This window comes from Pontibacillus yanchengensis Y32, from assembly GCF_000770635.1.
Classification (GTDB): domain Bacteria; phylum Bacillota; class Bacilli; order Bacillales; family BH030062; genus Pontibacillus; species Pontibacillus yanchengensis.
The window spans coordinates 1-19739 of record NZ_AVBF01000065.1; the positions used below are offsets into that span (position 1 = coordinate 1).

A 19739-nucleotide genomic window follows, 5' to 3' on the forward strand; every position below is an offset into this window, starting at 1 on the left:
CAGGAAAGCGAGCTATTTCCCGGCCCATCTTTTCTCTAAATTAACACAAAGGAAACATTTCTCTAACCCATAATATCTCGAATCCAAGTCTTCAACATAATGGTGCTTATATGGAAGAACATAAAACTACATTATTATATCAACAACAAACGTTAACACAGCCATTAAAAAAAGAGTGGGAGATTTTACAAAAAAATTAGCTTTTGTGCTGAACATTTTGTGTTTATTAAGGTGATTTGGAATGTATTAGAAGATGATTGAGTACGTTTTTATATGTACATTAAAAACTCCTTATTGCGAGCAGGGTGGTGAATGAATGAGTAGCGGTTTGAAATTAACCCTCGTTGTCTTGAGTATTCTTGTCATCATAGCCATTATGGGATTTTTAATTGCCTCTGTCTTTTTCTTTACTGTTTAAAAACTATAGTAACAAAAAATATATTTTTACTTAGCGTAAGTGATACAATAAAAGGTACGTCAATCAATAGAAAGAGGCACGTACATGAATGATTTTCATCAATTTACGTTAAGCAAAAACTATATAGAAACATTACGAACTAATGGGATTACCACTCCCACTGAAATTCAAACGGAAGTGATTCCGCTATTAATGAACGGCAAAGATGTCATTGCTCAAGCACAAACGGGATCAGGTAAAACATTAAGTTTCTTACTTCCAATGTTAGAGAAAATAGATTCGAATAATCCTACAATTCAAGCTTTAGTTGTCGCACCTACGCGAGAGTTAGCTCTACAGTTAACATCTGAGCTTGAGCGTATGTCAGATGAGGCTAACATGCTTGCAGTATATGGTGGGAAGGACGTTCAACAGCAGGTCAAGCGGTTGGATAAAGATATTCAAATTGTTATTGGAACTCCTGGGAGATTGTTAGATCACATTCGACGTGAGACGATTGATTTATCTAACATTTCTATGCTTGTTTTAGATGAAGCGGACCAGATGCTTCAAATTGGTTTTTTAGACGAAGTAGAGGATATTATTAAACAAACACCATCCTCAAGGCAAACAGCATTATTTTCAGCCACCATTCCATCAGATATTAATAAGCTAGCTTATAAACATATGAAGAATCCTCAACAAGTGCGCATACAGTCAAAAGGACGAACAGTTGAAGAAATTGATCAGTATGTCGTGGAGACCACGGATCGAAGAAAGCAGGATGCATTACGAAAGGTGATTAAAGAAACACAGCCTTTCCTTGGCATTATCTTTTGTCGGACGAAAAGGCGGGTAAGTAAGCTTTATGGAGAGTTAAAAGCTCAAGGATATCTTGTTGATGAATTACACGGTGATCTAACACAGAAAAAACGAGAAAAAGTGATGGAACGGTTTCGGGATGCTAAAGTTCAATTATTAATTGCTACGGACGTGGCATCAAGAGGGTTAGATGTAGAAGGTGTGACCAACGTGTACAATTATGATATCCCTCAAGATGTAGAGAGCTATATCCATCGTATCGGACGAACTGGTAGAGCCGGTGAAGAGGGAGTTGCTGTAACATTTATTGCTCCAAAGGATAAAAATATGCTCCATTTGATTGAAAAAGGGATAGGAAAGAAACTTCAAAAGAAAGAAATGTAAAAATTAGCCCTCCTAGATTATTCTAGGGGGATTTAATTGTGTGCTATTAAATCCATTTGATTAAGAGAGGAAAAGTAGCGGAAACCTACGAGAGTAATAGGATAATTATTGGGAGATGCTCCTTTAAGCTTAGAGGAAAAAGGTTGAAAGTTATTGCCAATATAATAGGATTTCTGCTATGGTAATGTCACTAGTAGCACGTTCTTGATTGAGTAATAAAGAAGGGGGAAAGGAATGGCACAACCAAAAACAGATTTCACACCACATTATCTCGTTAGCTCACTCATGATTTTGATTTTGACGATAAATATTATTTTTGTAGATATGCCTATGTGGCTTAAGATTGTCCTTGGGTTTACAGTGGTTATGAATATTGTGGTCTTAATCTTATTGCGCAAAATCACATCACAGTCTGGGAAGTAGAAAGTATATAATGCATCCAAATCAGACAATGTTATAAAGTATTTTTACATACAACAGACATAGACAGTAACCATATTAAAAGCCTAGCTCATTCGAGCTAGGCTTGATTTCATCTAATATGTACACTATACATTAATGCTACATGGGACTTTGTCATTCTTCTGGGGATTTATCTGATTCCATATCTGTTCCAAGATGTTCAAGCAATTCTTCATCAAGGGAGTCTGTCTCATCATAATCAATATCATATAAATTCTGGATAATAGAAGAAATTTCTTTGAAATCAGGTACTTTTCCAAATGTTTGTTTAAATGGTCGTACCCCCGCCAGAATGGTATGGTTGTCAGGATTAAAAGATGAAATTGTCTTCATTAATAAGTTTTTGCCGTCTTCAGTAAGTGTAATGTACGTATTTCGTTTATCTTCATCATTTTTAGAGAAGACAAGCAATTCACGTTCTTCAAGCTTTCTAGAGAAGTTGAATGCTGTTGATACGTGCATAGCCCCTTGGTTGGACAGATCAGAAATAGTTGTGCCGTCTTTTTCATACAGAATCCATAGAATATGATGTTCATTAATGTTTAGACCGTGAGGCTTTACCCATGCTCTCCAGTCCTTTTCGATTGATTTCCATAACGCTTTACTAAGCTGGGTCATCCTATGACTAAACAGGATGGCTTCTTTTAACGAATGATTATGCATTGATATACCCTCCTACTTAATCTATCACCTCTTAGAATTCTACATACAAACATTCTATTGTCTATCATACGCAATTGAAAACCCATATTCAAAATAAATGTTTTTTCGTATTTTGTATTATATCAAAAAATACGCCAGTGTAGGCACTGGCGTAAGAAATGTTAAGTTTAACCATAGGCTTTATCAAGTTGCTTATTTTTCATGTACATGTAAAAAGAAGCACTGAAAATAATGAAATACCCTATGATGCTATATAGGTCAGGGAACTGTCCGAAGATGACCATACTTAAAATTGAGGTGTATACAATGGTTGAGTAAAAGAAGATCGATATTTCTTTTGCTGGAGCAAATTTATAAGCAATGGTTATACCAAATTGTCCAAGTGTCGCAAATGAACCGGCTAATAGTAGGTACATGACTTGTTGGAACGTCATAGGTTCATAAAAAGCAATAACAAATGGTAATAAGGTCACCGTTGAGAAAAAGGAAAAGTAAAATACAATCGTATAGAACTTCTCTTTATCACCGAGAAATCGAAGCACTGTATAGGCGCCCGCAGCAAAGATGGCTGATAATACACCAGCTCCATATGGGATGATTTCAAGTGAAAAAGCAGGTTTAATAACAAATAATGTTCCAATAAATGCAATCAAAACAGCTACCAACTGAAACTTTTTTGCTTTTTCTTTTAAAAAGATTGCCGAAAAAATGATTAATAGAAAGGGACTTAGTTTATTCAGCATATCAGCATCTGACAAAACTAGATTATCTATTGCGTAAAAATACAATACCATACCGAGCGTACCTAATGCAGAGCGAAGAAGAAGATATTTTTGATTCTTTCTTTCTCCGAATACGCGAACTTTATTTTTTAAAACAAACCCTAGAGCGATCACAGCTGTTACTAAGTTACGAAACATGGTTTTTTGTGTGGTAGGCAATTCGCCTGACAACTTAACAAATGCAGACATCATTGCAAAACCAAATGCAGATAATAATAATAAAATAATTCCTTTACTTCTATTGCTCATGGTGATTTTTCCAACTCCTACATTAAAATAATGAGCAGTTCACTTATTATGTACTTACCTAGTTAAATCCATAATAGAAACCAGAAAAAAAGATTAACGAATTTCCTTTATCATGTCAACTAACTTGTCTATCTCAATCTTATTCATACTCATCTGTGCCAAGCCATACATTCATAGGGAGACAAACTTCTTTTAAAGTGAACCTTCTATGAGAGGCTGGTACCCATCATGAAAAAGATGATTCAGTTCAGTAGGCAGCTTATAAACCGTATGAACCAGGATGATGTTGTAGGTTTATCAGCACAGCTTTCTTATTTCTTTTTGTTGTCATTGTTTCCATTTCTATTTTTCCTTGTAACCTTAATAGGTTATGTAAACATACCGGAACAAAAGGTTATGGAAATTGTGCAGTCTTATGCTCCAGAGGGCGCATATGAGATTATTCAATCCAGCATCCAAGAGTTAATGTATAATCAAAATGGAGGGCTTCTCTCTTTCGGGGTAATAGCTACATTATGGGCTGCTTCTAATGGGATAAATGCACTAATTAAAGCGCTTGATCGTGCCTATCAAGTACAAGATAAACGACATTTTATTATACAAAGAATGTTATCAGTGTGGTTGATGTTTGCGATGATTTTTATTATCTTACTTGCCCTTTTGTTACCTGTATTTGGTACACTAATAGGAGATTTTCTATTCTCTACATTTGGTTTGTCAGAAACATTCTTATCTATATGGCATCCGCTTCGTTGGGTTATTTCATCTGTGCTGTTCTTTGTAACCTTATTATTTTTGTACAAATTCGTCCCTAATCGTCCCATTCGATTTAAAGAGGCTTGGATTGGTGCTTTATTTGCTACTACAGGATGGCAGGTTGTATCCCTGCTGTTCTCCATGTATGTGAATAGATGGGGAGATTTCTCTGCAATGTATGGAAGTATTGGAGGGGTCATTGTCATTATGATCTGGCTATATATCACAGGTATCATATTAATAACAGGTGGTGAGATTAATGCGCTCTTAAGGGAACGCATAGTAACGGAAAGAAAACTGGGGGTATATCATCGTGGTTAATTCTGACCTAGTAAAAGTACTATTAGTAGATGGTGTTCCATTTATTATAGGATTAGTACTGATCTTGTTCATCCGCTGGTCGATATTTTGGATTGATCGTTCTATACGCAAAAAAAGACAGGGAACCGCTACTATAAATCCTATTATAAAAAGCTTGGTTAACTGGATAACGTTTTATGGTGTGGTTTTCTTTTTATTATTCTACTTCAAATCATCAGAATGGATGTTTCAAACACTGTTTTCCATTGGTGATCAAGACATATCTGTTTTCCTTGTCATTCTAGTCATTCTTATCCTTTCCTTATCTCAGAGGATTTCCAAGCTAATGACATCTTACATATTTCCAACGGTGTATAACCGGTATGATTTAGACAAAGGTGTTCAATTCACGTTTGATAAAATCTTTCACTATACCATTATGGTACTTGCGGTTATTATTAGTTTATCAACTATTGGAATTGAATTAAGTGCCTTGACTGTTTTTGCAGGAGTAGTGGGAGTAGGGATTGGCTTTGGTTTGCAGAACATTGCCAACAACTTTATTTCTGGGATAATTATTCTATTTGAGCGACCAATTAAGGTAGGAGACCGTGTTTTAGTGGACGATATCATAGGCGATGTTGAAAAAATAAACATGCGTGCGACCATCATTCGGACACTGGATAATGAGCGAATTATTGTTCCAAATTCTTATTTCTTAGAGGAGAAAGTTATAAATCGTTCTTATGGAGATCGCGTTATGAGGTTAGTGCTACCTGTTGGCGTTGCTTATGGAAGTGATGTGAACCAGGTTCGAGAGGTATTGCTACAAGTAGCTGAACAGGAACGGTTAGTTTCTCCGACTGTTCTTCATAAACCTGAACCTTTTGTGAACTTTGTAGGATTTGGCGATTCTTCATTAGATTTTGAACTATTTGTTTGGATCTCAGAGCCTGATAAGGTCATTGTCATGAAAAGTAACCTAAATTTCAGGATCTATAATATGCTAGCTGAGCATGATATTGAAATTCCATTTCCACAGCGTGATCTACATGTCAAAAGTGTCGATCCAGCTATATATAAACAATATAGAGAATAAAAACCACTCACTTCAATCTAAGAAGTGAGTGGTTTTTTAGTAGACAAGCTTGCCTAACTACAAAGTCCATTCCTCAGAGGCTTGATCTAATGGTTTGGGGTAAGCCTACCATGATTATACCTCATGAGGCAGAGCAAGATGGCTTACGACTTAATTTATTCAGATGAATGGTTGTGCGTATGTTGTAATAATCGTTCGAGTACTTTTTTTCGTAAGTCATCATCCAACGTACCAAGACCGAATATTTCTGATAACCATAACCCATCCACAGCAAGACGCAATATGGTTGCTTGCACCTCATCAATCCCTTCATCTTGCTGAATTTGTTCCTGCCAATTGGAATAGGTTTCTTGGAGAGGCTTTAGTAATTGTGGATTAATCCCTTGTGCAGCAAGCATGCCAGCGCTAATTTCTTTATTTTCTATACCAGCCTTGTACATCGTATTTACTAGTGCTCGCGTCCATTTTCCCGTTTGTTCTTGATCCGCATTTGCATATCCTTCTACATTTTCGCGGTAAATCGTGTCCATATGTTCTACAAGCCCTTTAACTAAGGATTCCTTACTAGAAAAATGATACAGCAATCCACCCTTACTAACTTCCGCTTGTTTGGCCACAGCATCAAGCGTTAATGCATCTGTACCTTGATTATGTACAATCAACGCTGCTGCTTCTAATATTTTATGCCGCTTCGATTCTCTAGGCATGTTATATGTCCCTCATTACGTATTAGATTTTCATTATGTATCTAATCCTATCAACATAAACGGTCATTTTCAATTTTGGGAAGTAAAACGAATCTTTTTTCGATTTAGAAGAAAATTAGATATAGGTTGTACCACCCATTGAAAATAAACCGTCTGGATGGTATAGTTTGAAAAGATTAGTTAACTACAAAATACACTAAAATCCGCTTAAGATATAAGGAGGACTTCTTTATGACAAATAAAGTACTACTAACCGCTGCGGTAACAGGAGCAGGGGATACAACAGAAAAAAATCCAAATGTACCTATAACACCAAAGGAAATTGCAGACTCAGCGATTGCTTCTGCTAAGGCAGGTGCTACTATTGCCCATGTTCATGCGCGTGATCCTAAAACAGGAGGCATCAGTCACGATATTGAGCATTACCGTGAAATTGTGGAGCGTATTCGTGAATCTGAAACAGATGTAATTATTAATATTACTTCTGGAGGAGGAGGCGACTTTATCCCAAGTCTTGCTACACCATCTGCAGGTGGTGATGGTACAGATATTCAAACACCTGAGGAGCGTCATGAGCCTGTTGGGGAGCTATTACCAGAAATGTGCACACTTGATTGTGGAAGTACAAACTTCGGTAACATGATTTATATGAGCCCAACGGACTGGCTTCGTAAGCAGGCGAAGCTTATCCAGGAAAGTGGTGTTAAACCTGAATTGGAATGCTTTGACACAGGGCATATTCGTTTTGCAAAGCAACTTATACAAGAAGGGTTGATTGATGGAGATCCAATGTTTCAATTTTGTTTAGGTATCCCCTGGGGAGCTGAAGCGGATGCAGAAACAATGATGTATATGAAAAATCGCCTTCCTGAAAATGCTCATTGGTCTGCTTTTGGAATTGGACGGATGCAGATGCCAGTTGCTGCACAGTCAGCTCTACTTGGAGGAAATGTACGTGTAGGACTAGAAGATAATATGTACCTTTCTAAGGGTGTCTTAGCCAGTAACGAACAGCTGGTTGATAAGGCTGTAACGATGCTTGCAGGGCATGGAATGGAACCCATGACACCACAAGAAGCAAGAGAATATTTAAACTTGCGTAATCCCCATGGAGGCCAGTAATTATGTCAGAACAGGTTAAGAAAGTTGCAGTAGTTGGTACAGGAGTAATCGGAAATGGATGGATAGCTCGTTTTCTAGCTCATGGATATGATGTTATTGCAACTGATCCAGCAGATGGCGCAGAAGAGCGTATGCGTAAAGCCTTAGATCATGCTTGGTCTTATGTAGAGGAACTTGGTTTAGCGGAAGGTGCTTCCAAGGAGCGTCTAACCTTTGAACAAAATCTATCCAAAGCAGTAGCGGATGCTGATTTTATACAAGAGAATGTACCGGAAGTAGAAGAATTGAAACAAAAGGTACTTCAGGACATTGACAAGTACGCTCCAGCTGAAGCTTTGATTGGTTCTAGTACATCAGGAATTATGCCTTCCGAGCTACAAGAAAACCTTCATCATCCAGAACGTTTTGTGGTAGCTCATCCGTTCCACCCTGTTTACATTCTTCCTTTAGTTGAAGTGGTCGCTGGCAAATACACGACAAAGGAAAATGTAGATAAAGCAAGAATGTTTTATGAGGGACTAAATATGAAAGCCTTACTTGTCCGCCATGAAATTGAAGGTCATATTGCGGATCGATTGATTGAAGCAATATGGCGTGAGTCTCTCCATATCGTGAACGAGGGCATAGCTACGACAGAAGAGGTAGATCAAGCATTCACATACGGTGCAGGACTTAGGTATGCACAATATGGACCGTTTCTTACTTTCCACTTAGCTGGGGGCGAGGGAGGTATGCGTCACATGCTTAAACAATTTGGGCCTGCATTGAAGAAGCCTTGGACGAAGCTTGAAGCTCCTGAGTTAACAGATGAGTTATACAATCGAGTTGTATCTGGTTGTGAAGATCAAGCAGGGGAACTCTCCATGTCAGAATTAGACCAAAATCGTAATGAATTTTTGGTTCGATTACTTGATTTAGTGAAGGACTATTGGCCAGAGGCGCAAGATAAGGCGAAACAATAGCGGAGGAGGATTTTGTATGAATCCACATTTTTCAACAAAGCAGCACGTACGTCCGGAATGGGTGGACTACAACGGACACATGAATGATGCAGAGTATGCAAAGGCATTTAGCATCGCCGCTGAAGACTTTATCGATTATATCGGTTTAGATGAAAAAGGTCGTTCAGAGCATGCTTATACAATTTTTACGCTTGAAACACACATTTGTTATCTAAAAGAAGCACATCAGGGTGAGGAGCTTACAATTAGAAGCCAAATCCTTGATAAAGATGTGAAAAGAATTCACCAATTTTTATTAATGGAGAATAATGAGGGAGAACTTGTTGCCACGATGGAGCAAATGCTTATGGGAATGGACCGCAAAGAAGGAAAGCCAAAACCTTTTCCAGAAGTGGTAGCAAAGAAAATTGACGAAATCTTTAATGAAGATGCCAAAATAGACAAACCAAAACAAGTAGGTAGAATAATTGGGATAAAACGAAAATAAGAGTAAGGGCTGAGCCTCTATGGATCAGCCCTTTTATTGTATAGGAACTCATGATAAACGCGATTTATTGCGCTAGGCCGTTACGCTTATGTACTTCTTAGCTTTATCTTTAGACTACTTGAGAAAAGTAATGTAGAGTGAGAAGAAAATATTCGAATAGTAAGAAGGGGAATACAGTATATGCCAAATGATAAAGCCTTACGTTTTGAAGCGGAAAAGCTTCAGAAGAAAGAAATGTATAAATTAATGTCTGGATCTGTTGTTCCGCGTCCAATTGCTTGGGTATCCTCGAAAAGTAGAAAAGGTATCTTGAATCTAGCACCGTTTAGTTTTTTTACAGTTGCTTCTCCAGAACCTCCTATACTGGCTATATCGATTGGACAGGGGCCCTCTGTAGAAAGTCGTGATACTAAAACGAAAGATACATTGGCGAATATTTTAGCTTCAGAAGAATTTGTGATCAATGTTGTACCAGAGTCTTTGGCCAATGCTATGCATGAATCATCAAAGCCATATCACGAAGAGGAAGATGAATTTAAAAGAGCAGGTCTTACACCTCAAAAATCGATGTCAGTTGAGGTTCCTTCTGTGCTAGAGTCACCAGTTGCCTTTGAATGTAAGTTAGAACAAACTATACAATTTGGCGAGAATCATATGGTTTTTGGTAGGGTGAAGCAGGTACATGTTCAAGAGGACATCTATCTCGAGGGTTATAAAACTGACATTAATCAATGGAAACCGCTAGCACGGTTAGCTGTTGACTACGCATCTTTATCAAACCCGTTTACATTACCAAAAGAATAAACCTCGTGTTTAAAGAAATTTATACACTATACGTATTTTAAAAGGCATGTGCTGGAAAAGTCACATGCCTTTTATCTGATTGTTAACTATTCAATTTATAGTACTTATATAAAGCTTGAGTTCCGCTATCTCCTTCACCGTCTTCTGCAATTTTATCATACAGTTCTTTGGCAAGCTGTAGTCCAGGCAGATCTAATCCCATTCGTTCTGTGGATTCGATTGCGATACCCATATCCTTTATGAAGTGTTTGACAAAAAATCCCGGGGAGAAATCCTCTGCAATCATGCGTGGTGCTAAGTTAGTTAGGGACCAGCTTCCTGCAGCGCCTCCACTAATGCTTTGTAGGACAGTATCAGGATCCAGTCCAGCTGATTCAGCGTAGATCAATGCTTCACAAACTCCCATCATGTTGGAAGCGATAGCTATTTGATTACACATTTTCGTATATTGACCAGCTCCAGCTTCTCCTTGTAGCACTACATTACTGCCCATAATGTTAAAAACAGGTTTCATTTGCTCGAAAGCCTCAGCATTTCCGCCTACCATGATGGAAAGATTACCGTTTTTTGCACCTATATCTCCTCCTGAAACTGGTGCATCCATTACGATTAATCCTTTGGTGGTCGCCTTGTCATGAATGTCCATTGCTATTTCAGGTGACGAGGTGGTCATATCAATAAGATACGTACCTTGTTTGGCATTGTCCATCAATCCATCTTGCCCATAATATACTTCTTCAACGTCATCCGGGTAGCCTACCATTGTAATAATAATGTCAGATTCCGAGGCTATATCTTTTACTTTTTCTTTCCAAAAAGCACCTGCTTCGATTAGTTCCTCTGCTTTTTCGTATGTTCTTGTATATATGTGAAGTGGATACCCTTCATCCATAAGCCTTTTCGCCATGCTTTTTCCCATTACACCTGTTCCAATAAAGCCAATACGCGGTTTTGCCATGATTCTCCACTCCTTTCGTGGCTTGACTATATCATTATGAAATGTACCGTGCAACAGGGAGGATTGGTTAATAATTTAGCCCCATTATATTGGGGACTTGAGTTCGAGATATTTTTCTATTTAGTCTGTAAAAAGAATGGTGTTTCCCTTGCATAAGTCAAAATAAAGGTGAAGTGGAACAACTCACGTCCTGAAGACTCTACACGAGGTAGGGAGTCTCCTTTTTCCACGGCGATCTTCTGCGATAAAGGGATAAACGGAAACATGGCAAAGGTGATTGATATAAAAAATTCGTATATTTGAAGCTAACACCTATCTTAACGGACATATAATCTCTTATTTCATGAAAAACGCTATTTATAGAAGTTAAACGGACACAGGATACCTTATTTGGCAAATTTTCCCTTTATAAAGGCTGTTTTGCTTCAAATAAGGAATCTTATGTCCTTTAAGTATCTAAAATTTTCTTGTTTGGAGATAATAGCGGATCCTATGTCCGCTTTCACATTTAATTGTTAAGTAAGCTCTTCATATAAGGTATTCGTCAAATTCAATACAAATATAACAACAAGTATTCCGTAAGTACTATAAAAATCCTACTCTCTTTAATTATCGGATCAAGCCTATATACAGTAGCTTTTCATTTAGTATCTCGAATCCAAGTCTTCTGTATTATTCTCCGTTAATAAGAAAAAATTAACTTAATAGAGCAACATCTTAGAGATTGATTTTCCCATTTTCAGGGTATAGTACTGATAGAAGAAGTAACTGTAATTATTGAAGGAGGTCGAATGATGGCATTAAATGTCACGCAAAAATTAATCAAAGATCATCTTGTATCAGGTGAAATGACGCCTGGTGAAGAAATTGGACTAAAGATTGATCAAACACTCACACAAGATGCTACAGGCACTATGGTAATGCTTGAGTTAGAAGCTATGGGTCTAGATTATGCAAAAACCGAGGTTTCTGCTCAGTATGTCGACCACAATTTGATTCAAGAAGACAGTAAAAATCCAGATGACCACTTATTCTTAGAAAGTGCAGCCCAACGTTTTGGTATTTACTTTAGCCGTCCAGGTAATGGAGTTAGTCACCCTGTACATATGCAGCGGTTAGCCGTTCCTGGCAAAACGCTGTTAGGGTCTGACTCGCATACATGTGCAAACGGTGCGATGGGTATGCTTGCTATGGGCGCTGGTGGTATTGATGTCGCTATGGCAATTGCAGGTGAACCATTTTATGTGAAAATGCCAGAAGTATGGGGCATCTATCTTGAAGGTGAACTTCCTAAATGGGTAAGTGCAAAAGATGTTATTTTAGAGCTTTTACGTCGTCATGATGTAAAAGGTGGTGTTGGTAAAATTATCGAATATCATGGTCCAGGTCTTAAGAACCTGTCAGCTGATGATCGTCACGTTATTGCGAACATGGGAGCTGAACTTGGTGCTACAGGTACTGTTTTCCCTTCAGATGATGAGGTGAAGCGTTATTTGAAGAGTCAAGACCGTGAAGAAGACTGGACTGAGATATTAGCTGATGACGATGCAAAATATGATTTAACAGAAACGATTAATCTTTCTGAGCTTGAGCCATTAATAGCCAAGCCATCCAGTCCTGGTAACGTTGTTCCGGTAACAGAAGTGGCTGGAGAGCCAATTTATCAATCTTATATTGGGTCTTCTGCAAACCCTTCATACCGTGACTTTGCAATGGCAGCTGAAATCGTAAAAGGAAAGCAAGTTGCACATGGTGTTTCTTATGATATTAACCCTTCCTCTCGTCAAATTTTAACTGATCTTGTGAAACATGGTCATATGGCTAATTTACTGCCATCAGGGGCCCGTCTTCACCAGGCAGGATGTAACGGTTGTATTGGTATGGGACAAGCACCTGCAACAGGTAAAAATAGTTTGCGTACCACACCTCGAAACTTCCCAGGACGTTCAGGTACGAAAGAAGATAGTGTGTTCTTATGTAGCCCAGAAACTGCAGCGGCTTCTGCGTTATTTGGTAAGATTACCGATCCACGTACACTAGACATGGATTATCCTGATGTAAAGGACCCAGATCAGCCAACAATTGATATGACATTATTGGATAAGCCACTGTTGCCGGAAGAGGCTAAGCAAGTTGAACTACAAAAAGGACCTAACATTGCATCCATTCCAGAGATGGATGAATTACCTGATGAAATGGAGTTACCTGTACTTCTTAAGATGGGAGATAACATTTCAACAGATGAAATTTTAGCAGGAGGTGCTCGAGTTCTACCTTATCGAAGTAACCTACCTGAAATTAGTAAGTTTACATTTGAAATCGTTGACGACTCTTATTACGATCGTGCGATGGATATTCGCGATGAGGGTGGTCACGCCCTTGTTGGTGGCTATAATTATGGACAAGGCTCCAGTCGTGAGCATGCTGCTCTAGCTCCTCGTTTCTTAGGTACAAGGGTTGTTATAGTGAAGGATTTTGCTCGAATTCACTGGCAGAACCTTGTGAACTTTGGTGTTCTTCCATTAACTTTCTCAACTGATGAAGAAGCTGATAAATTAGAACAAGGGGATGTGCTTCAATTCAGTGGATTGCGTGATGCAATTCAAAAAGGAGAAGAGGTTACAGCAACTGTTAAAGGAAAAAATGAAGAAGTTAAGCTTCGCCATACATTATCTTCCCGTCAAGTGGACATGATGTTAAAAGGAGGACTCATTAATTGGGTCAGAGATCGCGATAAAAAATAAGAGGAGCGATGTGAATGGCGAGGCACGAAATACGTTGTACAGCATGTGATGGATCAGGTTTACTCATGGATGACGAAGAATGGCGTTATACTTGTACTATATGTGATGGTACAGGTGAAATGAAAGCAGACCAGTCACATGGTGTAACCAATAAACATTTCGATGTAGATGAAAACAACCGAACACTAGAATAATAAAAAGAACTGTCCTTTAAAAATTAAAGGGCAGTTCTTTATTTCATTTCAGATGAAGGATGTAAACGTAAAATAATAAAGAAGAGCTGGATAAGCCAGATAATTGCCAACCGAAGTCCAATATAGATTATATAAGAAATAATGCTAGAAAAATGTAAAATATTTAAATTTATAAATATAAAATCAATTACAACAAGAATTAAAAGAGTAAACATCTTTGATACTTGAAGCAAGACTGACACGCTAATCACCATAGCAAAAACAAACAAATGTGGTACTGCTATGCTTAAGTGGTCTCTGAAGCTGTCTTCGTATAAATTTGCATGAAAGTGAAACCAATCATATGCACCTAAAAGGATAAAATTAAGTGTTCCTAGAGTGGATACACATGCAAAATAAAGTATAAGAAATAGTAACCACCAAGGAGGGCGATTATACATGTAGGAACAATAAGTCTGCCATGCCTTTTTCCCAATAAAGAAGTGAATAGGTAATAGAAGCGCAGTGTAATATGTTTTCCACCATTGAGGCAGGAAAATATTGAGATGGGTAAACAGGATTTCTATACAAACAAATATCCCCGAAATAATCCAAAACCATCGATATCTAAGTTGATTTGCAGCAATAAATAAACTAGCGGCTGGCACTGCTAATAAATTTGAAACAAAGTTACCAGTTACGCTGTCTTTATAGATATTTTCAAATATATCCAATTTGTAGTGGTATGCCTCTAAATAAACTAAAATTACTGTTTCGAATGGATAAATAATGCCTGCAAGTGCTAAGAAAAACGGGAGTAACCTGAGGTCATTATGCTTATGAATAGTATAAATAATTATTGAAATGCTGATACCAGATAACATAATATACCAAATCATATATATCCCCCTTATGCTCGTTTATGTAGTTTTTGCAATAAGGTATCACTTATTCAGAAGGGAAGGATTTCATTGACGTTGATAATCATTATCAATTATAATGATTGTATATAGAAGGAGAATGGAGTGTAAGGTTATGAAACTTACTGAGAGCTGGAAAGATGAACTTCAGTCTTTTGTGAATCAAGTGGTACATGAGATATATCAGCTCCCTCAACAGGAACGAAACATGCTTACTATATTAGAGGTAATCGAGAAGAAACAGCACGATATGAATGAGCAAGTATTTCCATCACAAGGGTGTTATTACATAAAGTTAGCTCAAATTATGGACAATCTTATTCAGCAGATAACTATAGAACAACAAGAGGATAAGAAAGCTTGGTTCTGTCAGTTTTGGAATGGATTTGATGAGATTAGTGGTAAAGAGTTCAGTCTTGACCACGTCGTTATACAACAATCTGAAAAGGAACTTAATATAAAAAAATATGTATTTGAAAGTGTGGAGGAGCAGCTACAGCAATTTCATAATATGGTAATCGAATGCTCAAAGCATATGTTTCAAAGAGTGCCAGATGTAATTGAAACAATTGTACTATCTACTGGAAAACGCCATATATTTTGGCCAAGAGATTATCAAATGAAGGCTTAAATGTAATGCTTTAGCTTTCCTTTAATTTGTATAAACCGCAAAAAGCCAGGAATGAAACACCATAAGGTGACATTCCTGGCTTTTTTAAACATTTGTTTATGATTAAACTGGAGTCTTGTTAAAAAAAGTAGCGAATGCATCTCCGAAATTGGAAATATTATCAAAATCTTCATCTGAATCAGGCGCCATTTCAATCTTTAGACCATCTTGGACGAGAGTTGCACCTGAGGAGGTTAGTTGTTTTTCAAACGTATGGACAGCTTCGCAATATAGAGGATAGTTTGTATCTCCAGAACCAAACACAGCCACCTTAATTCCGGTTAAATCTACATCCTCAATTTCCTCGTATATGTCTTCGACTTCATACGGCAGGTCTCCATCATTCCATGTATAGGACCCTAATAATATGCCTTCATAGTGAACTAAATCATGAGCACTTAATTCGTCAAGCTCTTCCAGTGTCACTTCATGTCCATGCTTTTCAATATCATCTTTTAATAAGTCGGCCATTTCTTCCGTATTGCCAGACATGCTAGCAAAAGTAATTAGTATGTTCGCCATCCCTCTCATCCTTCCTTTCTGTACATGAATAACTGGTGAATTTGTTCTCGTATAGCGATATTATAAAATTCATCGCTTGTGTATAACTAACAAGTGAAGTGGCCACGTCCAGCTCCAGCGCCCAGCGACTAGCAAACTTCCTGCACCTCCTTACGATAAGTCAACATCGAATCGCTGTGGCTCTTCGTGTTTCCTTTATCTCAAAGGATTTTAAGGAAGTTCGATTAAAATCGCTACATCACGTAGCAACATCGAACCAACCCACGTCGTGTGGGCCGCAGTTTGTACGTCGCTTATCGGGCGCTTGCGCTTTTGTTCTTGTTCTGGAGCAGTTTTTGACGTTTCTCTAATTTGGTAACATAGTCTGTAAAGGTTTCTTCATCTTTTTCATCTAATGCTTGATTAACCTTATACTGGTAGTAGTTAATTTCTAACTCTATATCAAATAAGGAGTGAAGATATTCCATCTGGTACAGTTTTTCTAAGTCTGTAATAATAAAATAAGCACTATACATATCATTTATTAAAACTTTAAAATACCATCCGATATCGTCAACGTATCTTTTTTCCTCGGTTAGATAAAGGTGATCACCTTTTCTAAAAGTGATGGTGTTCGTATGTTTAACATCTGAGCAAAAACACTCAACTTCATGCTTAAAGGGTGCTGTTACTATAAATGAAGAGTACATAAGGTTTACCCCTTTCCATCATTCCATATTGTTTAATTGAGAAAGCTTATCATTTCATTACTAACATCATAAATGATAACGATTATCAATGTCAATTATGTATATAGCCATATCTGAATATGGCTTGATTAGGGTTATAGTTTGGATTGTGAAGGCAAAGAAATGGTTAAGGGCATAGATATAATTGGTGTATTACAGTAATAAATAGATTAGAGAGAGGGATGAAACAATGATTACATTCCAACCCATTACGGACGATACTATATATATTGCACAGGAGATCCAAAATTCCAACCCAAATTATAATAGGATGGAAAATGGGGATCCTACTCGAAGTATAGAGGAATTGAAAGCTGAGTTTTTGAATGATCAAACAGAGAGCCTGTTTATTAAGTTAGAGGATACTTATATTGGTGTGGTGGATTACCTGAATCATAATCCTAAGGATGGTTATCCGTGGATTGGACTTTTTATGATTCATAATGATTATCAAGGGTATTCTTTCGGTTACCAAGCCTATATTGCACTAGAAAACCGATTGATTAAGCGGGGAGTAGAGGCAATTCGGTTAGGTGTATTAGTAGATAATAAAAAAGCTCACTCTTTTTGGGAATCAGTTGGTTTTACGTATATTAAGGAATCTGTAACGAATGAAAAGAATCAAGTATATGTGTATGAGAAATTATTGAATGAAGTCACACATTTCCAATGATAATTTTCTTAAATTCTTCAATTAACCCCTTTTCATCTACCTGTAAAAGAATACGACAGTAATTGTTTTCATTTTTTTCAATTGTGGGGTTATTTCTGAAGTCCGCAATGGTCAGACCACTTGAATGATAGGAATCATCTACAACTGTCACATTTCTAAATAAGCTTTTGAATAATGAGGGGTTTGTAACATAAATCATCGCTGTTAGGTCGTGGAGTGGCGCGCCTTTTACTTTGTTGTTCTTTTTTTGATAAAATTCATAATAAGGATTAAATAATTTTTCTAATAAGGAACCTAATTCCGTCACGGATTCTTGCACAATGGTATTAAGTAAATCCATCGTGAGAATAGCTTTCTCTGTAATGTTTAATGGCACAAGAGTGACCGTTTTAGGGCTAGAATTATTGATTACGACCTTTGCTGCTGTTGGATCGGCATAAAAGTTAGCTTCTGCATAAGGAGTCACATTACCAGGTACTAAAAAAGCTCCCCCCATTATGACAATATCCGATATCTTATTCATGATATCAGGCGCTGTAATATAGCTCATAGAAAGGGATGTGAGACGACCTAGATTGACGAGCGTGACATTCTCGTTCTCATCTAGTATCTTGTAAAATTGGTCAAAGTTGAGAACACTAAATTTTTCGATTTCTGTCTCAATTTCACCAAGCCCACTGTATCCATGAATTTCTTCATAAAAAGTAGGTCGATCCCCGGCTAAAGATTTAGAGGCACCACTTATGATGGGTATATCCGTGTTATTTGTCTTCTTTAAGAGATAATATACATTGCGAGTAGCTTTTTCCTTGGATACATTCCCATATCCAGCAAGAATGGCTAGTACATTTAATTGGGGATGCTTGAGCGCATAAATCAGAGCAAAAGCATCATCAACCCCAGTATCTGTGAATATCACAATATCCTTCATCTACATTCTCCTTTCTAATTAACATTATATGTAATTAGGTGATGTGCTATCACTTAGCTTAGCCTATCAAGCATTTCTTAAGATATCTGTTGATAGAAGAAGCTACGCTATAAAATATAATGATTTATATCTACGCGGGTAATGGGGGGATTTAATTCCTCATGTGTGATGAGCGACATATAGGATTAATGTATAATTGAATCTTGACATTTATGAAATTCAATTACATGTTCTTTTTAACAGAAAATACAAAAGCCCCGAAATGAAAAATTCGGGGCTTTAACTTATTTATTACCTTTGATTATTAGTCCCACTCGTAAGGTGTTTCTTGATAGACATAATAATTTAACCAGTTTGAAAAGAGCAGGTATGCATGGGAACGCCAGCGATTTAATGGTTTTGCTTCTGGGTCGTTTTTAGGAAAGTAATCTTTTGGGATCGCTGCTTCTAATCCTTTAGCAATATCTCGTTGGTACTCCTCAGATAGTGTGTAAGCATCGTATTCAATGTGACCGGTAATCATGACATGCTTTTCGTCTTTAGACATAGCCATAAAAGCACCTGCTTCCTCGGAAGACGAAAGCAAAATAAGGTCATTATGAGCTAGAATTTCCTCTCCTGAGACGTCAGTATACCGTGAATGGGGAGCTAAATATTCATCATCAAAGCCTCTCAATAACTCAACTGTCGAATTCATTATGTAATGCCTAAATACACCAGTAAGCTTTTGTGGAAGGGTGTACTTATTAATCCCATAATGATAGTAAAGAGCTGCTTGAGCACCCCAACAAATGTGTAAGCATGAGGTAACATTCGTTTTGGACCATTCCATAATTTTGGTTAGTTCATCCCAATAATCGACTTCTTCGAATGGTAATAGTTCAACTGGAGCACCCGTAATAATCATCCCATCATAACGACGATCTTTTACTTGATCAAACGTTTTGTAAAACTGGTGCAAATGAGATTGACTTACATTTTTCGATTCATATGTTGCTGTATGCAGAAATTCAACGTTAACTTGAAGCGGTGAATTACTTAGTAATCTAAGCAATTGGGTTTCAGTACGCTCTTTTTCTGGCATTAGATTTAGGATAAGTATATTTAAAGGGCGGATATCTTGTGTAACTGCCCGTTTGTCATCCATCAGAAAGATATTTTCGTTCTCTAGTACATCGTACGCCGGTAACTTGCTTGGAATATTGATTGGCAATCGCAGTTCCCCCTTTACTACAAATAAAATGAATACAATCATTATATCTATGGAACATGTAAAGGGCAACAGCATAATCTCAATTATCGGAAAAGTTAGACTTTTTGCGGGGTTCTTATATAGAGAATAAGTAAATGTTGCAGTTCTTATTCCATAATCGCCCCATTATGTTGAAGACTTGGATTCGAGATATTATGGATTAGAGAAATGT

General features: G+C 37.4%; 20 protein-coding genes and 1 pseudogene. 12 read left to right on the forward strand and 9 right to left on the reverse strand.

Annotated features, from left to right (window positions below; genetic code table 11):
* Positions 1–502: 502 nt before the first annotated feature.
* Positions 503–1594 (forward strand): annotated as a pseudogene (locus N782_RS16955) (DEAD/DEAH box helicase); the annotation flags it as partial.
* A 243-nt stretch (positions 1595–1837) separates the two neighbouring features.
* Positions 1838–2026 (forward strand): hypothetical protein, encoded by a 189-nt coding sequence (locus tag N782_RS16960; RefSeq protein ID WP_036823006.1) that lies wholly within the window; start codon positions 1838–1840, stop codon positions 2024–2026.
* Positions 2027–2179: 153 nt separating this feature from the next.
* On the opposite strand, the gene N782_RS16965 is transcribed toward N782_RS16960, so the two are convergent.
* Positions 2180–2728: an HTH-type transcriptional regulator Hpr gene (locus N782_RS16965; RefSeq protein ID WP_036823010.1), complete on the reverse strand. Its 549-nt coding sequence runs from the start codon at positions 2726–2728 to the stop codon at positions 2180–2182.
* Positions 2729–2895: 167 nt separating this feature from the next.
* Positions 2896–3759 (reverse strand): DMT family transporter, encoded by an 864-nt coding sequence (locus tag N782_RS16970; RefSeq protein WP_036823011.1) that lies wholly within the window; start codon positions 3757–3759, stop codon positions 2896–2898.
* Positions 3760–3987: 228 nt separating this feature from the next.
* On the opposite strand from N782_RS16970, the gene N782_RS16975 reads away from it, so the two are divergent.
* Positions 3988–4836, forward strand: coding sequence for a YihY/virulence factor BrkB family protein (locus tag N782_RS16975; protein WP_036823013.1), 849 nt, complete (start codon positions 3988–3990; stop codon positions 4834–4836).
* Entirely contained in the window at positions 4829–5914 is a 1086-nt protein-coding gene (locus N782_RS16980; protein ID WP_237582683.1) for a mechanosensitive ion channel family protein, read from the forward strand. The genes N782_RS16975 and N782_RS16980 overlap by 8 nt, the downstream gene beginning before the upstream one ends.
* Before the next feature lie 155 nt (positions 5915–6069).
* Here N782_RS16980 and N782_RS16985 read toward each other — a convergent pair whose 3' ends face one another.
* On the reverse strand, positions 6070–6621 hold the full coding sequence (locus tag N782_RS16985) for a TetR/AcrR family transcriptional regulator (protein ID WP_036823015.1): 552 nt from the start codon (positions 6619–6621) through the stop codon (positions 6070–6072).
* A gap of 231 nt (positions 6622–6852) precedes the next feature.
* On the opposite strand from N782_RS16985, the gene N782_RS16990 reads away from it, so the two are divergent.
* From N782_RS16990 to N782_RS17005, 4 genes are all read left to right on the forward strand, one after another.
* Positions 6853–7743, forward strand: a complete 891-nt coding sequence (locus N782_RS16990) for a beta-keto acid cleavage family enzyme (RefSeq protein WP_036823017.1) — start codon at positions 6853–6855, stop codon at positions 7741–7743.
* Positions 7744–7745: 2 nt separating this feature from the next.
* Positions 7746–8705: a 3-hydroxyacyl-CoA dehydrogenase NAD-binding domain-containing protein gene (locus tag N782_RS16995; RefSeq protein WP_036823019.1), complete on the forward strand. Its 960-nt coding sequence runs from the start codon at positions 7746–7748 to the stop codon at positions 8703–8705.
* Between the two features lie 16 nt (positions 8706–8721).
* Positions 8722–9192 (forward strand): thioesterase family protein, encoded by a 471-nt coding sequence (locus N782_RS17000; protein WP_036823020.1) that lies wholly within the window; start codon positions 8722–8724, stop codon positions 9190–9192.
* 180 nt (positions 9193–9372) lie between these two features.
* Positions 9373–9996 (forward strand): flavin reductase family protein, encoded by a 624-nt coding sequence (locus N782_RS17005; protein ID WP_036823022.1) that lies wholly within the window; start codon positions 9373–9375, stop codon positions 9994–9996.
* An 82-nt stretch (positions 9997–10078) separates the two neighbouring features.
* On the opposite strand, the gene N782_RS17010 is transcribed toward N782_RS17005, so the two are convergent.
* Positions 10079–10954 (reverse strand): NAD(P)-dependent oxidoreductase, encoded by an 876-nt coding sequence (locus N782_RS17010; RefSeq protein WP_036823025.1) that lies wholly within the window; start codon positions 10952–10954, stop codon positions 10079–10081.
* A 794-nt stretch (positions 10955–11748) separates the two neighbouring features.
* Between N782_RS17010 and N782_RS17015 the strand changes: the two genes are divergently transcribed.
* On the forward strand, positions 11749–13698 hold the full coding sequence (locus N782_RS17015; RefSeq protein ID WP_036823028.1) for an aconitate hydratase: 1950 nt from the start codon (positions 11749–11751) through the stop codon (positions 13696–13698).
* Between the two features lie 14 nt (positions 13699–13712).
* A complete protein-coding gene (locus N782_RS17020; RefSeq protein ID WP_036823031.1) occupies positions 13713–13892 on the forward strand; it encodes a hypothetical protein in 180 nt (59 codons plus the stop codon).
* Between the two features lie 38 nt (positions 13893–13930).
* On the opposite strand, the gene N782_RS17025 is transcribed toward N782_RS17020, so the two are convergent.
* Entirely contained in the window at positions 13931–14770 is an 840-nt protein-coding gene (locus N782_RS17025) for a hypothetical protein (protein WP_036823034.1), read from the reverse strand.
* Between the two features lie 136 nt (positions 14771–14906).
* Here N782_RS17025 and N782_RS17030 point away from each other — a divergent pair, with 136 nt between their 5' ends.
* On the forward strand, positions 14907–15422 hold the full coding sequence (locus tag N782_RS17030; protein WP_036823037.1) for a hypothetical protein: 516 nt from the start codon (positions 14907–14909) through the stop codon (positions 15420–15422).
* A 102-nt stretch (positions 15423–15524) separates the two neighbouring features.
* Here the strand turns inward: N782_RS17030 and N782_RS17035 are convergent, their stop codons facing one another.
* On the reverse strand, positions 15525–15983 hold the full coding sequence (locus tag N782_RS17035; protein WP_036823040.1) for a flavodoxin: 459 nt from the start codon (positions 15981–15983) through the stop codon (positions 15525–15527).
* 293 nt (positions 15984–16276) lie between these two features.
* The gene (locus N782_RS17040) at positions 16277–16672 is read right to left on the reverse strand and encodes a hypothetical protein (RefSeq protein WP_036823043.1); all 396 of its coding nucleotides are present in this window, start codon (positions 16670–16672) and stop codon (positions 16277–16279) included.
* Between the two features lie 229 nt (positions 16673–16901).
* On the opposite strand from N782_RS17040, the gene N782_RS17045 reads away from it, so the two are divergent.
* A complete protein-coding gene (locus N782_RS17045; protein WP_036823046.1) occupies positions 16902–17384 on the forward strand; it encodes a GNAT family N-acetyltransferase in 483 nt (160 codons plus the stop codon).
* Here the strand turns inward: N782_RS17045 and N782_RS17050 are convergent.
* Together N782_RS17050 and metA are read right to left on the reverse strand one after the other, a co-directional pair.
* On the reverse strand, positions 17368–18315 hold the full coding sequence (locus N782_RS17050; protein ID WP_036823049.1) for a nucleoside hydrolase: 948 nt from the start codon (positions 18313–18315) through the stop codon (positions 17368–17370). The genes N782_RS17045 and N782_RS17050 overlap by 17 nt on opposite strands.
* Positions 18316–18619: 304 nt before the next feature.
* Positions 18620–19528: a homoserine O-acetyltransferase MetA gene (metA, locus tag N782_RS17055; RefSeq protein WP_036823051.1), complete on the reverse strand. Its 909-nt coding sequence runs from the start codon at positions 19526–19528 to the stop codon at positions 18620–18622.
* Positions 19529–19739: the final 211 nt, after the last annotated feature.